We start from the raw sequence: 18,761 nt of genomic DNA, 5'->3' as shown, positions 1-18,761 counted from the left end.
ATTAGAATTCTCGGAAAATAATACAGTTTCAAAACTCTCAAGTTTCCAAATACTCCTTTAATCCCTTTAAAAGCTCCAGCTGATTTTTAGTCCGGTCTAAATTATGGTCAGGATATTTTGTGGAATAATAAACACTTCCATCTAAATAATCAGTCAGAAAGCGCAAAGCCTGAATGTAAATTGCAGCCTGTGCAGCATAATCGAGGTTATCAGCTTCTTTCCGCCTGAGTTTCTCCTTTAGATGAAAAAGAAATCCTTCCTTTACGGCGTTGTAAATTTCAGGGTTGAAATTATTTTCAGCTTTTCCGTCATCTTCATCCGTGGTGTTGGTATATGATTGAATCATCGTTCCGAAATCATAGAGAAGGGTAGAGATCATCACCGTATCAAGATCAATGACGGCAAGCGGTTGATGATTTTCATCAAAAAGGATGTTACTGATCTTAGCATCGGCATGAATAATTCTACCGGGAAGCTGTCCCGTTTTTTCCATTTTAATCCATCGGTCAGGTAAGTGCAGAAGCCGGTTGACTATTTCTATTTCAGCTTTGGCATTTTCTATGAAGTGCGGAGCTGCATGTTTTAATGAATATTGATAATCTGTTATTCTTTTTTCAAAATTGATGAAATCGGGCAGAGTATCTTCAATGTTGGGAAGCTTTTCGGTATTAACAAGTGCAAGAAAATAACTGAAAGTTTTCGCTGCCTTAAAAGCAGTTTCTACGGAAGGTACCGTGATAAAAGTGACACTGTTTTCCATAAAGCTTAACATCCGCCATGGATCTCCGTTTTCGTCCCTTATTAAAAATTCATTTGACAAAGATGGTATTGGCTCTACTATTCGAAGTTGATATTCACAGGATCTGAGAATGGTGTTGATCCTGAGATGGTTATTGATGATGTTTTCAGGTTTTTTAAAAACATTTTCATTGATTTTCTGAAGAATAAATTTCTCTTGGCTGTCCTTATTTTCTACACAAAAAGTTGTATTGATCAGTCCGTTGGTAATGGGACTGACTGTATAGTTTCCGATATCAATAAACTTTCGGATGACAGAATCTAATTCCATAAATCTTTTGGATATCTTTTGAGTTGGGTTGCGGTTTCCAGATAGTTTTTCAGGGTATTTTTATCTCCGGAATAAGTCATTCCGATCCATTGTGAGGGCGAAGTTTTTACCAATACCTTTATCTTTTTTTCATCAATCATTTTCTGTACTGCAGACGGAATATAGACTTCCTGAGCAGGTAAAGGATCTGATTCAATAAAAATTCTGAAATAAGCTTTCAATGAATCAAAAATCACAGGATGGAAAACAAAGAAATTCATAGAAACCAGAGTGTCAGGGTCTGCTTCAATATCTTTTCCATTTTCAGTATAAACAATCAAGTTGTTTTCTTTCCGGATTGAAGTCTGTTCCTCTACATGAATGAGATAGTTTTCCGGATCTAAAGTACAGATTCCTCTGGCGACCGTTCCGTTATCGCTTAAAGTCGTATAAAGAGGATATCCGATCAGCTCAAATTGTGAATCTGAAATGTGGTGAAGGTCTATTTCTTCTGAAGCCAGCTGATAAATTTCTTTTCCGTAAAAATCATCCGCATTGATCATGACAAAAGGCTCATTGATAAACTCTCCGGCACAAAGTACGGCGTGGGCTGTTCCCCAGGGTTTCTGCCGGGCTGAATAATCAAAACTTTCAGGAACATACTTATTCATTTCCTGATATACCCATTGCAGCTCAAAATTCTTATTCTTTGAAATATTTTCTAACCGTTCTTTATAGCTCTCCGGGATAAAATGATTGATGATAATAACTATTTTGTTAAAACCGGCTTCCAAAGCGTCATAGATAGAATATTCCATAATGGGCGAGCCGTTGTCTGTTATTCCGTCTATCTGCTTAAGGCCTTTATATCGGCTTCCTAAACCGCCGGCTAATATGAGAAGTGTTTTTTTAGAACTCATCTGTCATTCCAAATACAGGTTTACGGTCTTTCCATTGCCCGTTGGTGAAATCAGGAATATCAACCACTTTTCCGCCTTTAGCAATTGATTTTTCGCTGAGCGGAGTAATCGAATACCAGGTTGCCAGATCATAGACATCCATTGGGAATTCAATGTTCCGTTTGATACATTCGATAAAAGTATTCATCACAAAGAAATCCATTCCGCCATGGCCGGCGCCTGTAGCCTGCCCTTCAAATTTCTTCCACATCGGATGATCATATTCACCCAGCCATTTCTCGGTATTATCCCATTTGTGGGTATGATTCATTATTTTTTCAAAATAAATATGTCCCTGGCCTGGTCCTCCCGAACCGAAATCCTGCCAGAGTCCATCTGTTCCCTGTACCCTGAATCCCAGGTCATAAGGCCTCTGCAGGCTGGTGTCATGGGTTAAAAGGATGGTTTCTCCGTTAGCACAGGCGATCTGGGTCGTTACAATATCTCCCTGGTTGAATTTTACTTTGGCATTCGGGTGATTTTCCCCGCCTTTAGGATGCTCCACAATATATTTATGCAGACCAAGTGATTTCGATGAAAATGAGGACAGTTTTGTTAATCTGTTTCCGCGGTTGATATCCATCATTACGGCAATCGGTCCAAGCCCGTGGGTAGGATAAAGTTCGCCGTTTCTTTTCACATAATGTTCGGTTCTCCATTTTGCTTCACTGAAACCCTTTTCACCAAACTCAACTCCTGAATTGTAAGGCGTAATTCCGTCATTGAATAAAACCCCGCGCAGATCGTGCTGATAACCACCTCTTCCATGTACCAGTTCACCAAACATTCCCTTACGTACCATATTGAGTATCGCCATAATATCTCTCCGGTAGCATACATTTTCCATCATGAAAATAGGAACTTTGGTTTCTTCGTATACCTTTACAAATTCCCGGCAATCACTAAGCTGTATCGCCCCGGAAACTTCCATTCCTACAATTTTCCGGGCACGCATGGCTTCCACACCTTGCGTAAGATGCCATTCCCACGGGGTAGCGATTACTACGGCATCTATATTTTTCAGTTGCAATAAATTCCGGTAATCATAATCACCATCAGAAAATTCCCTGGCAGCAGGCTTATTATTATCCTTTAAGATCTTTTGGGAAGCAGAAAGCATTGTTTTACTCGGGTCTGCAAAAGCAACAATTTCCACATCATCCCGTTTAGCCAGCAATCTTACATGCTCCTGACCGCGAAGGCCCACTCCGATGCATCCCACCCGGACTTTTTTATCCAGTCTGAAGCTGTCAGAATAAGCGAATAAAGAATGAGGTAAAACAAGAGTTCCGAAAGTAGCCAATGCCGTCGTTTTGATGAAATTTCTTCGGGAATTATCCATAGATGAGGTTTTTTATTTTAAAGATATTAAAATATCGGCAGGAGAGACAATTTCTCTGGTGTTAAAATTTATTTATTCTCTTTACTGATCATAATTGGCATTATATCTTAGGGGATATTTACTTTAAACTTAATTTTATAGCCGGAATTATTTTTCAATCGCATATACCTCTTCATAAGGCTGAATCAGAACCCATCCGCTTCCTGAAAATTTCATCTGGAATTCTTCGCCGCTTCCTCTTCCGATCAGGCTTTTGAAAGATACATTGGTTTTTAAATCCGGGTTCAGGTTTCCGGACCATGCTACCGTAGCATTGGGATCTGTGAAAACCGGACTGTCCGGAGTGACCATCAACGTCAAAGGATCTCCGTGAGTTGTAATCGCAATATGCCCTGTTCCTGAAAGCTTCACCTGGAATAATCCGCCGGACATCACGCCTGCAATACTTTTCAGCATGGTGATATCGCTCTTTATACTCTGTTCATGGGCTAAAACATCATTTCCATTGACACATACCGCTTCATTATTTAAATACAGAATACGAACCTTTTTTCCGGAATCAGCAACATATAATTTTCCTGTCCCTTCAGCTTTCATCAGCTTAGATCCCTCACCACTGATGGCTTTTTTCAAAAGATTTCCCAAACCGCCGGACAGCATTCCCTGTCTTTCAAAGTTGATATTTCCTACGTAGCCTACCATACTTCCTCTTTTAGTCCATACAGATTGGTTGTTTAGATTGATTTCCAGAAGCTGAGGTTTTTCAAGCTCAAAATAATCTCTTTCCTGTGGATTCTCTTTGGTCTCATTGACGAAGGCTTCTATTGAATATTTGCTCATATACGGTTGTTTTTTAAGCAACCAAATTACATCTTTTTTGAATGCACAAGAATAGTAATTTTTAACCATTTGAAGTCTTTGTTAAATAATACTTGACAAAGGGGTATTCAATGTCGTATATTTGCACCTCGAAAATTACACTTGTAATTGTATTAAATTTTTAAACCGTAATTTAAAAAATGAAAACATCAGATTTTAATTTTGATCTTCCTGCAGAATTATTAGCAGAACACCCATCAGAGCACAGAGACGAAGCCAGATTAATGGTTCTTGATAGAAAAACTGAAACTATCGAGCACAAATTATTCAAAGATGTAGTAGATTATTTTGATGAGCATGATTTATTTATCTTCAATAATACTAAAGTTTTCCCGGCACGTTTATATGGAAATAAAGAAAAAACAGGGGCTAAAATCGAAGTTTTCCTTTTAAGAGAGCTAGATAAAGAAACCCGTGTTTGGGACGTTCTGGTAGATCCTGCAAGAAAAATCAGAATTGGTAATAAATTATTCTTCACAGAAGATGAGTCTTTGGTAGCTGAGGTTATCGATAACACAACTTCAAGAGGTAGAACGTTGAGATTCTTATTTGACGGTTCTTACGAAGAATTCAGAACTAAATTAAAAGAATTGGGAGAAACTCCGCTTCCAAAATACATCAAAAGAGCAGTAGAGCCTGAAGATGCTGAAAGATATCAGACAATCTATGCTAAAATCGAAGGTGCTGTAGCAGCACCAACTGCCGGTTTACATTTCTCAAGACATTTGATGAAGAGATTGGAGATCAAAGGAATCGACTTTGCTGAGGTGACTCTACACGTTGGTCTGGGAACTTTCAACCCGATTGAAGTAGAAGACCTTTCCAAACATAAAATGGAATCTGAAGAAATCATCATCGATGAGAAAAATGCTGACATCATCAACAGAGCGGTAGACGCACACAGAAGAGTTTGTGCAGTAGGAACCACCACTATGAGAGCATTGGAAACTTCAGTTTCATCAAACAAAAAAATCTCTGCATTCAACGGTTGGACGAATAAATTCATCTATCCGCCTCACGATTTCGGAGTTGCTAATTCGATGATCACTAACTTCCACACTCCAAAATCTACCTTATTGATGATGATTGCGGCGTTTGCAGGAAGAGACTTTGTAATGCATGCCTATGAAGAAGCCGTAAAAGAAAAGTATAAATTCTATTCTTACGGTGATGCAATGTTAATTTTATAAATAAGATATCAGATAACAGGTTGCAGGTAGTAGTCTGCAACCTGTTACCTGAGATCTGCCACCTCCTTACAATGAAAGATATCCGTACATTATCGTTAGACCAGCTTAAAGACTATTTTCTGACTTTAGGGGAAAAACCGTTCCGTGCGAAGCAGGTTTACGACTGGCTATGGAGTAAAAACCTCCATTCGATTGATGAAATGACGAATCTTTCGAAATCTCTCCGTGAAAAAATTTCCGAAGAGTATACCATCAACCCAGTTTCTGTGGATCTTCTTCAGAAAAGTTCAGACGGAACCATTAAAAACGGTGTGAAGCTTCACGACGGATTATTGGTAGAGTCGGTTCTTATCCCTACGGAAACCAGAACAACAGCTTGTGTTTCATCACAGGTCGGATGCTCGCTCAACTGCGAATTCTGCGCGACAGCAAGATTAAAACGAATGCGGAATCTTGAAGTTGCCGAAATTGTAGATCAGGTGGCTTTAATTGACAGCCAGAGTAAAATGTATTTCGACAGGCCTCTTACCAATATCGTTTTTATGGGAATGGGAGAGCCGATGATGAACTACAAAAACGTAGTGGAAGCCATCCGCAAAATTACTCAACCCGAAGGCCTGGGAATGTCTCCGAGAAGAATTACCGTTTCCACATCCGGAATTCCAAAGATGATTAAAATACTTGCTGATGACGAGCTGCGTGTGAAGCTTGCCCTGTCTCTTCACTCAGCCATAGAATCCAAGCGTAACGAAATTATGCCGTTCTCGGATAAATTTCCGTTAACAGATATTATGGAAGCTCTTCAGTACTGGTACAAAAAAACAGGCTCGGTCATCACATTCGAATATTGTGTCTGGAAAGGCATTAACGATGGCGATGAAGATATCAAAGCTTTAATTAAATATTGTAAACAGGTTCCGTCAAAAGTTAATCTGATTCAATACAACCCGATCGGTGACGGAAAATACGACCAGTGCAACAAACAGGCAGAGGAAAACTACGTTCGTCAGCTTGAAAATGCAGGAATCACCGTTATGATCCGTAAAAGCCGCGGTGGAGATATCGATGCAGCTTGTGGTCAGCTTGCCAACAAAACAGCCGATTAAAATTTTATTAAAAAAAATAAAAAATATTCTTAAAAATTTCTTAAAACCCTACCTTTGAGTAAATTAGTCAGTAATGATGGATTACTTTTTAGGTGAGGACGGATTAGAGAATGTCTATGCTTGGGCAATTCCCTTTCATGCCACTGTTATATTAGCTGAAATGATCTATAGCCACGTTTCCGAGGCTAAGCTGTATAATGGAAAAGACGTGGCAACAAGTGTCTATCTGGCATTACTCAACTTCGGTTTAGATCTTGTGATGAAGGTTTTTGCGATGGGAGTCATGTTTTTCTTTTATGATCACCGGCTTTTTTCCTGGGATTTTACCGTCTGGTACTGGCTGATCTGTTTCGTTATTACTGATTTCGCCTACTACGTCCTTCATTATGTAGATCATCATTCAAGAGCTTTCTGGGCAGTACACATTACCCATCACAATTCCGAATACTTTAATCTGACAACAGGTTTCAGAAGTCCTGTATTACAGCCTCTTTACAGGTATCTGTATTTTTCACCACTAGCTTTTTTAGGTTTTAATCCGTGGCATATCATGGTCGTTTATGCGTTGGGACAGGTCTATGGAACGTGGGTGCATACCCAGACTGTGAAAAGTATGGGAATTTTAGAGTATATTCTGGTAACACCTTCCCATCACCGGGTTCATCATGCCTGTAACATCAAATACCTCGACAGAAATATGGGAATGTGCCTGATCATCTGGGATAAAATGTTCGGAACGTTTGAAAAAGAAGATCCCAATGTCCCTGTAAAATACGGAATATACCCGAAAATGCCCGACAACAGGCCCGATACCGTGTTGTTGTACGAGTGGAGAAAAATATGGAAAGATATCCGGCAACCCGGACTAAAGTTTTCCGACAGGATCAATTATCTTTTTAATTCTCCGGGATGGAGACACGATGGTGCCGGGAAAACCGTGCGTCAATATCAAAAAGAGCATCTGGAAAGACAGATTAGAAAACAACAGAAATCAGCCTGACTGTTTTAAAAAAGGTTTAAACCATTAAGAAATAAATAAGTTATTAAGATATTTAAACCTGCTCTGCTTAAGATTTTTGTACCTTAATTTAAAGGATTCTCTTAACTAGCCTTAATCTCTTCAAAACCCTGGATAACATCTGTGAAAATTTGTGAAATCCGTGGTTAAAAAAATTAAACCATTCAGAATTCAGATAAATTATTAAGGTATTTATGCCTGCTCTGCTTAAGATTTTTGTATCTTAAAAAGATTCTCTTAACTCTCCTTAATCTCTTCAAAATCCTGGATAACATCTGTGAAAATTTGTAAAATCCGTGGTTAAAAAAATTAAACCATTCAGAATGCAGATAAGTTATTAAGCTATTTAAGCCTGCCTCACTTAAGATTTTTACATCTTAAAATCAGAACAATTCTCTTAACTCACCTTAATCTCTTCAAAAATCTTAATGGTTCAAAATATTTGTGTAATTTTTGTTTAAAAGAAAGCTTTATTTTTACTCCATGAAAAAGGTTGTCCTGCTTTTAATACTTATTGTTTTCCAGTCTGCGTTTTCTCAGCAGGCAAATCTTCTTAAAATAAAAAAATATAAAATCAATGATCTGAGCAACCAGTTAAAAGAATCTTCCGGTCTGAGCTTTTTTAACGGAAGATTGTATAGCTTCAACGACAGCGGCAATGCTCCGGAACTTTTTGAAATCGATAAAACTTCAGGAGAAATTGTAAAGGTCCTGAATGTTTTTGTGAAAAATAAAGACTGGGAAGCATTAGCCAATGACGGTAACTATTTTTATATAGGCGATATCGGAAATAATGACGGAACAAGACAGGATCTTGAGATTTATAAAGTTTCGTTTCATAATAATATCCTGAATAATGATACGATAAAGACTATTTCGTACTATTATCCGGGTCAGACAGATTTTAGCCCGAAGAATTTAAAAACTGATTTTGATGCGGAGGCCATGATTTATCTCAACGGAAAGCTGCACATTTTCACCAAAGAATGGGCCTCAAAATCGGTCACCCATTATACCGTTAATCCTGAAATTTCAGATCAGCAGATTGCTGAAAAAGCAGAGACCTATAAAACAGGTTTTGTGGTTACCGATGCATCGTATTTTGAAGGAAAGCTTTATTTGGTGGGATATACAAAGAAAACGGAAGTCTTTTTAGATATTTTTACAGAAACAGAGCCCGGTATCTTTTTTAAAGAAAAACCCAGGCATTATTATTTAGGGAGTTCCTTATCGATAGGGCAGATTGAAGGAGTCGCAGCAGACGGAAATGGAGTATACATATCAGGTGAAAAATTCAATTCTCCGTTGGGAGGTGCAAAACAGAGTTTATATTTCATTCCAAAAGAGAAACTGGAGGATTAATTTCTCTTAAAATTGACTGAAAAAAATTATCTTTGTGAGAATTAATAATTATTTACCCATCATTCGCAGATTGTGGCAAACATCGTAGAAGAAATCAAGCAACCGATCAATGAGGAAATGAAACTTTTTGAACAGAAGTTTTATGAATCAATGCAGAGCAAAGTCCCTTTATTAGACAAGGTAACTCGTTTTATCGTTACTACTAAAGGAAAGCAGATGCGCCCTATGTTTGTATTTCTTTGCGCAAAGCTGATAGGAGAGGTGAATGAAAAAACCTACCGTGGTGCTTCCATGATTGAGTTGATTCACACTGCTACTCTGGTTCATGATGATGTGGTGGATGAAAGCTTTAAAAGACGTAATTTTTTCTCTATTAACGCTTTATGGAAAAATAAAATTGCTGTTTTGGTAGGAGACTATTTACTGTCAAAATCGGTTTTATTATCTACTGACCATAAAGATTACGATCTGCTTGCTGTAATTTCCAGAACCATCAGGGAAATGTCTGAAGGAGAACTTCTTCAATTGGAAAAGGCCAGAAAATTAGACATTACCGAAGAGGTTTACTATGAAATCATCCGTCAGAAAACAGCCACTCTAATCGCAGCCTGTTGTGAAATCGGTGTTTTATCGAATAATGCAGATGAAGCGTTGGCGAAAAAAATGCAGGATTTCGGAACATATACCGGAATGGCATTTCAGATTAAAGATGACCTTTTCGATTATCTGAGTTCAAATGTGATCGGAAAACCTGTAGGAATCGATATCAAAGAACAGAAAATGACCCTGCCCTTGATTCATACCTTAAAAATGGCAAACGAAACTGAACGGAAATATTATTTTAATACGATCAAACGTTATAACAACGATCAGAAGCGGGTTAAAGAGCTGATTGCTTTCGTGAAAAGTTCCGGAGGACTGGAATATGCCATTAAAGTAATGAAGGATTTCCTGCAAAAAGCTAAAGATATTCTCAATGAATTTCCTGACTCTGAAGCGAGAAAATCATTGCATAATATGCTTGATTACGTAATCGAAAGAAAATTTTAAGAATTTGAATGAAATAAAAAATCGGAATATCGGCAGACATTCCGATTTTTATTTAGCTTATATTTTCTGAACGGTTACGTTGGTTACATTCCCGCTTCCCGTGCTTCCGCTTTCCGTAGACAATACCGTACAGTTTTGATTAGGTGCGGCTGTAAAACGGATCTGATAACCGGCAGTAGGGATTACCAGCATAGTACTGTAATTCATCAATTCACCTACACCGGAAGAAGTTGCAGTTGCATTGTAATGACTCCCTCTTCCCAGATAATTGGCATCAGGGTTTGGTCTTACACCCACAAGTAATTGTGTTCCGGCAGGGGCATTGGCAAAACTGGCCTGTAAAGTTATCAGATAATTTCCGGCCTGATTAAAGGTTAAAACACCACTGGTGGTATTATAGCTGTAAAAAGGAGATGTTGCTAACGGAGTAGAGAATAATAAAGTGGTAATAGTAGAAGAAGTAAGACTTTGGTTGGCAGCCAAGCGGGCATGAAATAATGAATAAGCACTGAAATCAATGGTTTTTAATATCCCGTTTGCATCAGCTACCACTACTCTGTCAACTCCACCTGTACCAATATTCGAGTTGATAGTACGGATTCTGGCATTTCCCGAGCTTACATCCAGTTTATCAGTTGGAGAAGTAGTCCCAATACCTACCTGTCCGGAATTGGTCACAACAAAATCATTGGTTTGTTGTGCTGCAGACGGAACACCGGTTGTCGGATTGTCCTTTGCAGCATCAATATGAAAGCTGGCCTGCGGATTGTTGGTGTTTATACCTACCTGTGCATGTGATTGCGCGTAAAACGCGAAAACACTTGTGATTGCGAATAATGTTTTTTTCATTTGTTTTTTTTTGACGAAATAATATTTTTTATAGCGAATCTCAAATGTTATGCCATAAAAATTAAAAGTATGGCGAAATTTCGGAAATTGTATTGTTTTAAATGTATTTTTCTTATAGATTTTTTTCGATTTTTTAATTAAAATAAAATCGATTAAATTATTTTTACGGTTACAATGATAACAGCTAATACTATGCAAAATAACGCGATTAAAAATAAATAATCCGCAATAGCTTCAAACCTGATTTCCCGCTTTTCGTTTTCAGTACGTATCGCCAAAAATGAAAAAAAGCAGCTGCATGCAAAAAGAAGGCATGAAAGACCAGCAAACTCGTCTAAATAAGTATGCTGACTGATTTTAGTGATTTTCAGTGAAGTAATTATAATCAGTGAAAAGCCTAAAAGATTACTCGATGCATTTAAGATATGAGGTGATTTTTTTTCCATCATTTACAAATTTATTCAAAATAAAGCGCAATTTGTTTTATTATCAAATTTTTAAAAAAGATTATTAAAAATTAAAATTAATTTAAAAAGTGTATATTAGCAAAATACTTGAAGAATAAAAACTTTTATATTTAGCTATGCAGACAACCTATATTGAAACACAGCAAATTTCCTTTCAAGATTTTAAAAATCAAATACTTGAAGACTATACTCTGGGACGTATTTCTCGCGAAATGTCGTATCTGGGAAGAAGAGAAGTATTGACAGGAAAAGCTAAGTTCGGGATTTTTGGGGATGGTAAGGAACTTCCTCAGTTGGCTATGGCGAAGGTTTTCAGAAATGGAGACTTCCGTTCAGGATATTATAGAGACCAGACTTTTTCATTAGCCGTAAATGCCTTAACGGTTGAAAGTTTCTTTGCACAGTTATATGCCGATACCAGCGTTGAAAGAGAACCGGCATCAGCGGGAAGACAGATGAACGGACACTTTGCAACAAGAAGTCTAAATGAAGACGGAAGCTGGAAAAATTTAATGGCCCAGAAAAACATTTCTTCAGATATTTCCCCTACAGCTGGTCAGATGCCGAGATTATTAGGATTAGCGCAGGCATCTAAAGTTTATAAAAGTGTACAATTTGAAGGTTCTGAAAAATTCTCAAACGGAGGTAACGAAATTGCTTTCGGTACCATTGGAGATGCTTCTACAGCAGAAGGACATTTCTGGGAAACTCTGAATGCTGCATGTGCACTCCAGGTTCCGATGATCGTTTCTATCTGGGATGACGGCTATGGAATTTCCGTTCCTACCAAAAACCAGAGAGCAAAAGCGGATATCGCTGAAATGTTAAGCGGTTTCCAAAGAAGAGAAGGCGAAAACCAGGGTTGTGAGATCATTCAGGTAAAAGCATGGGATTATGCTTCATTGCTGGATGCCTATGCAAAAGCAGAACACTTTGCAAGAACGGAAAGCATTCCTGTAGTAGTGCATGTGATCGAGGTTACACAACCTCAGGGACATTCAACCTCAGGTTCTCATGAAAGATATAAAAATGAAGAACGCCTTAGTTGGGAAGCAGATTTTGACGGGCTGGTAAAATTCAGAGAATGGATTTTAAACTATTCAATCGAAATTGAAGGAAAAGAAGAGATCATCGCAACAGCAGAAGAACTGGATGCTATTGATGATGAGGCTAAGAGAACGGTAAAAGCCGGACAGAAAACAGCCTGGGAAAGCTATCAGAAAACAATTACCGATCTTAACCATTCTATACTTCCATTAGTAGAAAATCTTAAAAGCCAGAATGCTGAGATTGAAAACTATATTGCTCAGTTTAATAAACTGATTTCCAAAGCAAAAAAAGATATTTTCCATTTAGTGAGAAAGTCTTTATTGGCAACAAGAGGAACCCAGTCTGCTGAAAGAAGTCAGCTGATGCAGAAGTATAACGAAGTTTTTGAAGTAGAAAAAGATAATTATTCTTCCCATTTATATTCCCAGTCTCAATGGAAAGCTGAAAATGTAAAAGAAATCAAACCTGTGTATTCAGACAGCTCTGAAGATGTAGACGGAAGAGTAGTGGTAAGAAATAACTTTGATAAAATATTTGAAAAATATCCTCAGACTTTAGTATTTGGTGAAGATGCCGGAAATATCGGTGACGTTAACCAGGGATTGGAAGGAATGCAGGAAAAATACGGTGACGTACGTGTTGCTGATACAGGAATCCGTGAAGCAACGATTCTTGGACAGGGAATTGGTATGGCCATGAGAGGTTTGAGACCGATCGCTGAAATCCAGTACTTAGATTATATCCTGTATTGCTTGCAGGGAATGAGCGATGACCTTGCTACCGTTCAGTACAGAACAAAAGGCGGCCAGAAAGCTCCTGTAATCATCAGAACCAGAGGACACAGACTAGAAGGAGTATGGCATTCAGGATCCCCGATGGCCGGAATTCTGAACCTTTCAAAAGGAATTCTGGTATTGGTTCCGAGAAACCTTACCAAAGCAGCAGGATTCTATAATACCATGCTTCAGAGTGATGATCCTGCAGTAATCGTAGAGTGCTTAAACGGATACCGATTAAAAGAAAAACAGCCGGATAATTTAGGTGAATTTACCGTTCCGGTTGGTAAGATTGAAGTCACCAAAGAAGGAAAAGATGTTACTCTGGTAACATACGGTTCAACCTGGAGAATTGTAATGGAAGCCGCAGAAGAACTGGAAAAACTTGGGATTTCTGCAGAAGTTATAGACGTTCAGTCTCTAATTCCTTTCGATTTGACCAATGAGATTGCTGAGAGCGTTAAGAAAACAAACCGACTGGTTGTAATCGACGAAGATGTGGAAGGCGGAACTTCAGCGTTTATCTTACAACAGATTTTAGAAAAACAAAAAGCGTTCAGATACTTGGATTCAGATCCTCTGACGATCGCTGCGAACGATCACCGTCCGGCTTATGCAAGTGATGGAGACTATTTCAGCAAGCCGTCTGCAGATGATATGGTTGAAAAAATCTATGCAATGTTCAATGAAACCAATCCTCAGAAATATCCTGCGATATTTTAATTGAGATTTTAGATAAATTTTAAACCGCTTTTCTTTGAGAGGCGGTTTTTTTATAGTAATATTATAAAAATAAAGCCTGCTATCAGAATTCTGAAGCAGGCTTTTTAACAGATTAAATATCTAAAATTGTCATATCAGATGACAACAGTGATTATTCTTATAAACCAATATTTTTTGTTGGTTTCAGTTGCTTTAAAATACTTTTCGGAATGGCATTTTTGTGAACAAGAATAGCCGTTGATTTATACTCAACATAAGGTCTTGTTACATATAAATATCCTTCAAAATCATTCGTTACACCCCATGAATTCTTCACCATATAATATTCTTTTCCGGTTTGGTCTTTTGCGAGCCCTACGATGTGCATTCCATGATCATCGGTGGTGGAAAGGTTGTTAAGTGCTTTCTGACGGATATCTTCTGTGATCGTTTTATCCTTTTTAGGCTCTGTAAACAGGTCTTTTTTAGCTTCGGGAGTAATGGTTTGATCCAGATCTATATCCGGAACATACGCTACACCGTTTTTATAAGAAAAATAAGACTCCGAAACATCAGTTGCCCATCCGATAGAATAGCCTTTATTCAATGCATTATCAACAATAGCAGTCATATCCTTCATCGGAACGTTCCAGTCGGAATCATGGCTCCAGTTATCCGGAATCGGCACTACGAATTTCTGATAATAAGCATAATCTTTGTACGAAGATAATTCTACATAATCGTCAGCATTGATGCCTACAACCTCTTTAGCAAAAGTTTTTGGCGTATAGTTTTTCCCTTCATAAGTAAAGTTGGCAGGGATTTTTCCAAGATACTCATCTAAAATGGCATCCACTGAAGACATCCAGTTATCGGAAAGCTTTCCTTTTGAAGATGCCTGAACCAGACTGTCTAAAACAGGTTTTAATTTACCCTGCATTTCAGAGAAGTTATTGGTGGTCTGTCCGGGTTTTAACCCTGAATAGGCATCCTGAGGTACAGCACCGTACTTTTTGTACATATTGATAACATCATGCAATTCACCGCCGTCTCCCCAGTTGATGGCTCCGTTATTTAAAACATATAATTTTGCTTTATCGTGGTAAGAATTTCTTGCCGTGAAAATTTCCGCCAGATCCACAGGCTTTTTACCCATACGCTGCATTTCAGACTCAAGGAAAGAATTCCCTGAATAACTCCAGCAGGTTCCCGATGAACCCTGGTTTTTTACCGAAGTAGCACCTACATCTTTTAGCGTAGTGAACTGAAAATTGGCATTTTGAGATTGATTGTTTTTTAACTTGTTAATTAAGTCATCCTGGGCAAACATGATACTTCCTGCAGACAAAACAAAAAGTAATGATGTGATTTTTCTATTTTTCATTACTACAAAAGAATTATTTATATTAATAGTCGGTAATATTAAAGATATGTTACATGAATAAAAGTTAAATTTAGAATGAAATTTTTTTGGAAGGAAGGGGTAAAAGGGCAAAAAAGCGAAAAGGCAAAATTGCTAATTTGTTGATTTGTGAAATCGCTAATTTGTGAAACTGTAAAATCGTAAAACTGTAAAATTGTGAAATTGCTATTTGTGAAATCGTTAAACCGGGAAGCTGATGAAATCACAGATCATTTAATGTATATAAAAGCTGATCAATATTAATCAAAGACTGAGAATAATTTATCCATCGACTTCTTAGCTTTTCAGCTCTTTCGCCTTTTTGCTATTTTACAAATCAGCAATTTTACGATTTCACAATTTAACTTTCCAACCTTATTAAAAGTTTATGCATCTATACTGGTATAACGCCTGACTATGGAAAACGAATTACTACTAGAATGCCAACGTAACGACCGCAATGCGCAGCGGAAAGTTTATGAGAAAATGGCGGGCAGGCTGCATGCAGTCTGCAGACGCTATTTAAAAAATGATGAAGATATTGAAGAAGTATTGGCCGATACTTTTTACAAAATATTCACGAAAATCAACCAGCTGCAAAATCCTGATATTTTTGAAGCCTGGGCCAGGAAAATTGCGGTTAACGAATGTCTTCAGAAACTGAGGACAAAGAAAGCATTGTATATTTCTCTGGAAGAAAATCTTGTACACTCTTCCGATACAACGGTGGAAAATCTCTCTTTTGAAAAAGATATCCTGAATCTGCTCAACTTTCTCCCGGAAGGGTGCCGGGCAATTTTTAATCTTTTTGCAATTGAAGGATATCCGCATAAAGAAATTGCAACAATGCTTTCCATCAGTGAAGGAACTTCGAAGTCCCAGCTCAATTTCGCAAGAAAAAAATTACAGGAACTTTTGATCAGTCAGAACATTTAAACTTTTAAGACAATGGAAAATAATCACGATATAGATAAAAAATTCAACGAAGCTTCTAAGGTTCTGGAAGAGCCTGCAACTTTTCATGCTTTTGAAAAAGTCTGGGAGAAGATTGAAGAGAAGCTGGATAAAAAAGAAGATAGAAAAAGGATCATGCCTGTTTGGTTCCCTTACGGAATTGCAGCAAGCTTAATCATCAGCCTGGGAGCATTTTACTTTTTGAATAAAAAAGAAGTTGTGGAACCTGTAAAACCGGTTATTACGAAAAATAGAGTTTCTCCGGAAACCAATACAGAGATTGAAAAAATAGATCAAACTATAAAATCGAATATTGAAAGAGATATAGAAGCTGTAAAACCGACTGAAAGTTCATCTGTTATTGCTTATCAGGATGTAAAGCCTGACAGAAAGAAACCTGTCGATATTGATGAAAACCAGAATATAAAAGTTCCTGTGGCACCACCAATACCTAAAACGGTTTATGATACTTTTAAAGAACATATGTTGGAAGAAGTTGCTCTTGTAGGCTATTCAAATAAAAAAGTGGTTCAGTCTTATACTTCAAGTGCAGTATCTGTACGTGCGGAAAATATAGCTCCCGGATCTTCAACGCAGGTTTTAGAGGGAAGAGTAGCAGGAGTTCAGATTATATCCAAAAGAGACAGGCGTAAAAATAATCAGATTGCGAGCAATTCCGGGAGCCCGAGTGTTTCACAGGCACTATCAGGAAAAGTACGCGGTTTACAGATGGAAACATTGAATAATTCTGCATCTGATTCACGAATTATTATAAGAGGAAACAAATCAATTTCTGAAGCCAATACTGCACTTGTTGTAATTAACGGAATCGTTTCAAATACATCGGTCCTTCAGCAATTACCTCCTGAAATCATTGATGGTGTCCGGGTAATTAAAGGGCAGGAAGCAACTGCATTATACGGAACACAGGCAAATAACGGAGTAATTGTTGTTACCACTAAAAAACTTTCAGGAAAAGAAAAAAGAAAACTGAAAAGACTTCAGAAAAACTTAACGGTAACCCATCAGCAAACGATTTCATACAACGACGAAGAATACGATGCATTTGTAGAAAACCCGTTTGAGCTGACAAAAAATGAGCCGTTATCCACCTTTTCCATTGATGTAGACAATGCTTCCTATTCAAATGTCAGAAGAATGATTAATAACGGTGAAAAAGTGGATAAAAATGCAGTGAGGATAGAAGAAATGATCAATTATTTCAAATATAATTATCCTCAGCCGCAAAATAACCAGCCGTTTTCGATTAATACAGAATACAACTACGCTCCATGGAATCCGGATCATAAGCTTCTTAAAATAGGATTACAAGGGAAAAATATCCCGATGGAAAAACTGCCGAATTCCAATTTTGTTTTCTTAATCGATGTTTCAGGTTCGATGAATGAAGCGAATAAACTACCGCTGCTGAAATCTTCATTCAAAGTTTTACTGGATAAACTGCGTCCTGAAGACAAAGTGGGAATTGTAGTCTATTCAGGCAGTGCCGGAATGGTTTTATCACCTACTTCAGCCGGAGAAAAAGAAAAAATAATGCAGGCTTTAGATAATCTTCAGGCAGGAGGAAGTACGGCAGGCGGAGCAGGCATTGAACTGGCTTATAAACTTGCTCAGGAAAACTTTATAAAAAATGGAAATAACCGGGTAATCATTACTACAGACGGAGATTTTAATGTAGGAATATCTTCTGTTTCAAACCTTGAAAGTTTGATTGAAGAAAAAAGAAAATCCGGAGTTTTCCTTACCTGCCTTGGTTTCGGGATGGGAAATTTTAAAGACAACAGGCTTGAAACTTTAGCGGATAAAGGAAACGGGAACTATGCTTACATCGATAATATGCAGGAAGCTAACAAATTTTTGGGAAAAGAATTTGCCGGAAACATGTATGCCATTGCAAAAGATGTAAAGATTCAGATTGAGTTTAATCCTAAATATATAAAGTCTTACCGCTTGATCGGGTATGAAAACAGGAAATTGAAAAATGAAGATTTCACCAATGATAAGATCGATGCCGGGGAATTGGGAAGCGGGCATACCGTTACGGCTTTGTATGAAGTTATTCCTGCTCATGTCAATTCAGAATTTCTACCTAAAGAAAATGACCTGAAATATTCAAAAACATCTTCTTCCCAAAGCTTCGATGATGAGTTGGCAACCATAAAATTCAGGTATAAAAAACCTGATGGTGATCAGAGTACCGAAATAAGTCAGGTAGTGAAAAACAGCAATAGTCGTGTTTCTGCATCAAGCCCCGATTTCAAATTTGTTTCTTCCGTTGCCTGGTTTGGGTTGGTTTTAAGAGAGTCAAAACTGATTAAGGAAAAAGATCTTAGCGCAATAATAGATCTGGCAAAAGAAGGGAAAAATAAAGATGAAGAAGGGTATAGGTCTGAGTTTATAAGACTGGTTGAAAGCTATAAAGCCGTTAAAAAATAATTAAAGTAACTATTTATTGGTTCTGTTTTTTTCAATGATCGGTTATATCACAAAGAAATGATGAGTCAGATATCTAAGATGAGCAAAGTCTTTTAATTTATACAATAGATTTTCACAAGAATGTTTCGTAGCAGCTTTGCTGCTTTCTTT

15 protein-coding genes are annotated in these 18,761 nt (G+C 37.6%); 8 read left to right on the top strand and 7 right to left on the bottom strand.

Translation table 11 applies throughout. The annotated features are described in order from the left end of the window. Positions 1-37 precede the first annotated feature (37 nt). The 4 genes from AB8P06_RS12590 to AB8P06_RS12575 all read right to left on the bottom strand — a co-directional run bounded on the left by AB8P06_RS12590 (position 38) and on the right by AB8P06_RS12575 (position 4,189). Positions 38-1,069, bottom strand: a complete 1,032-nt coding sequence (locus tag AB8P06_RS12590; RefSeq protein WP_369842237.1) for a phosphotransferase enzyme family protein — start codon at positions 1,067-1,069, stop codon at positions 38-40. Beyond that, on the bottom strand, positions 1,060-1,968 hold the full coding sequence (locus AB8P06_RS12585) for a nucleotidyltransferase family protein (protein WP_369842236.1): 909 nt from the start codon (positions 1,966-1,968) through the stop codon (positions 1,060-1,062). The genes AB8P06_RS12590 and AB8P06_RS12585 overlap by 10 nt, the downstream gene beginning before the upstream one ends. After that, positions 1,958-3,349, bottom strand: a complete 1,392-nt coding sequence (locus AB8P06_RS12580) for a Gfo/Idh/MocA family protein (protein ID WP_369842235.1) — start codon at positions 3,347-3,349, stop codon at positions 1,958-1,960. Before AB8P06_RS12580 ends, AB8P06_RS12585 begins: the two co-directional genes overlap by 11 nt. A 147-nt stretch (positions 3,350-3,496) precedes the next feature. Further along, positions 3,497-4,189 (bottom strand): AIM24 family protein, encoded by a 693-nt coding sequence (locus AB8P06_RS12575; RefSeq protein ID WP_369842233.1) that lies wholly within the window; start codon positions 4,187-4,189, stop codon positions 3,497-3,499. Positions 4,190-4,368: 179 nt separating this feature from the next. Between AB8P06_RS12575 and queA the strand changes: the two genes are divergently transcribed. The 5 genes from queA (at position 4,369) to AB8P06_RS12550 (ending at position 9,954) form a co-directional block, all read left to right on the top strand. Beyond that, complete coding sequence (queA, locus tag AB8P06_RS12570) at positions 4,369-5,418, top strand: tRNA preQ1(34) S-adenosylmethionine ribosyltransferase-isomerase QueA (protein ID WP_007846050.1); 1,050 nt, start codon at positions 4,369-4,371, stop codon at positions 5,416-5,418. Positions 5,419-5,489: 71 nt separating this feature from the next. Continuing rightward, the gene (gene rlmN, locus AB8P06_RS12565) at positions 5,490-6,524 is read left to right on the top strand and encodes a dual-specificity RNA methyltransferase RlmN (RefSeq protein ID WP_369842230.1); all 1,035 of its coding nucleotides are present in this window, start codon (positions 5,490-5,492) and stop codon (positions 6,522-6,524) included. Between the two features lie 73 nt (positions 6,525-6,597). Next, entirely contained in the window at positions 6,598-7,524 is a 927-nt protein-coding gene (locus AB8P06_RS12560; RefSeq protein ID WP_369842229.1) for a sterol desaturase family protein, read from the top strand. A gap of 501 nt (positions 7,525-8,025) precedes the next feature. Beyond that, positions 8,026-8,904: a hypothetical protein gene (locus AB8P06_RS12555; RefSeq protein WP_369842228.1), complete on the top strand. Its 879-nt coding sequence runs from the start codon at positions 8,026-8,028 to the stop codon at positions 8,902-8,904. A 72-nt stretch (positions 8,905-8,976) separates the two neighbouring features. Beyond that, positions 8,977-9,954 (top strand): polyprenyl synthetase family protein, encoded by a 978-nt coding sequence (locus AB8P06_RS12550; RefSeq protein ID WP_369842226.1) that lies wholly within the window; start codon positions 8,977-8,979, stop codon positions 9,952-9,954. 57 nt (positions 9,955-10,011) lie between these two features. On the opposite strand, the gene AB8P06_RS12545 is transcribed toward AB8P06_RS12550, so the two are convergent. Together AB8P06_RS12545 and AB8P06_RS12540 are read right to left on the bottom strand one after the other, a co-directional pair. Next, the gene (locus AB8P06_RS12545) at positions 10,012-10,803 is read right to left on the bottom strand and encodes a hypothetical protein (protein ID WP_369842224.1); all 792 of its coding nucleotides are present in this window, start codon (positions 10,801-10,803) and stop codon (positions 10,012-10,014) included. A 152-nt stretch (positions 10,804-10,955) separates the two neighbouring features. After that, positions 10,956-11,252 (bottom strand): hypothetical protein, encoded by a 297-nt coding sequence (locus AB8P06_RS12540; RefSeq protein WP_369842222.1) that lies wholly within the window; start codon positions 11,250-11,252, stop codon positions 10,956-10,958. Between the two features lie 134 nt (positions 11,253-11,386). On the opposite strand from AB8P06_RS12540, the gene AB8P06_RS12535 reads away from it, so the two are divergent. Then, positions 11,387-13,819, top strand: coding sequence for an alpha-ketoacid dehydrogenase subunit alpha/beta (locus AB8P06_RS12535; RefSeq protein WP_369842221.1), 2,433 nt, complete (start codon positions 11,387-11,389; stop codon positions 13,817-13,819). Positions 13,820-13,976: 157 nt separating this feature from the next. Here AB8P06_RS12535 and AB8P06_RS12530 read toward each other — a convergent pair whose 3' ends face one another. After that, positions 13,977-15,182, bottom strand: a complete 1,206-nt coding sequence (locus tag AB8P06_RS12530) for a C1 family peptidase (protein WP_369842219.1) — start codon at positions 15,180-15,182, stop codon at positions 13,977-13,979. 435 nt (positions 15,183-15,617) lie between these two features. Here AB8P06_RS12530 and AB8P06_RS12525 point away from each other — a divergent pair, with 435 nt between their 5' ends. Next, complete coding sequence (locus AB8P06_RS12525; RefSeq protein ID WP_369842218.1) at positions 15,618-16,136, top strand: RNA polymerase sigma factor; 519 nt, start codon at positions 15,618-15,620, stop codon at positions 16,134-16,136. Between the two features lie 12 nt (positions 16,137-16,148). Continuing rightward, a complete protein-coding gene (locus AB8P06_RS12520) occupies positions 16,149-18,611 on the top strand; it encodes a vWA domain-containing protein (protein WP_369842215.1) in 2,463 nt (820 codons plus the stop codon). Positions 18,612-18,761 lie beyond the last annotated feature (150 nt).

The sequence above is a fragment of the Chryseobacterium tongliaonense genome, assembly GCF_041224435.1.
In the GTDB taxonomy this organism is placed as follows: domain Bacteria; phylum Bacteroidota; class Bacteroidia; order Flavobacteriales; family Weeksellaceae; genus Chryseobacterium; species Chryseobacterium tongliaoense.
The sequence above is the reverse complement of the archived record's forward strand: the minus strand, read 5'-3'. Positions and strand labels throughout refer to the sequence as shown.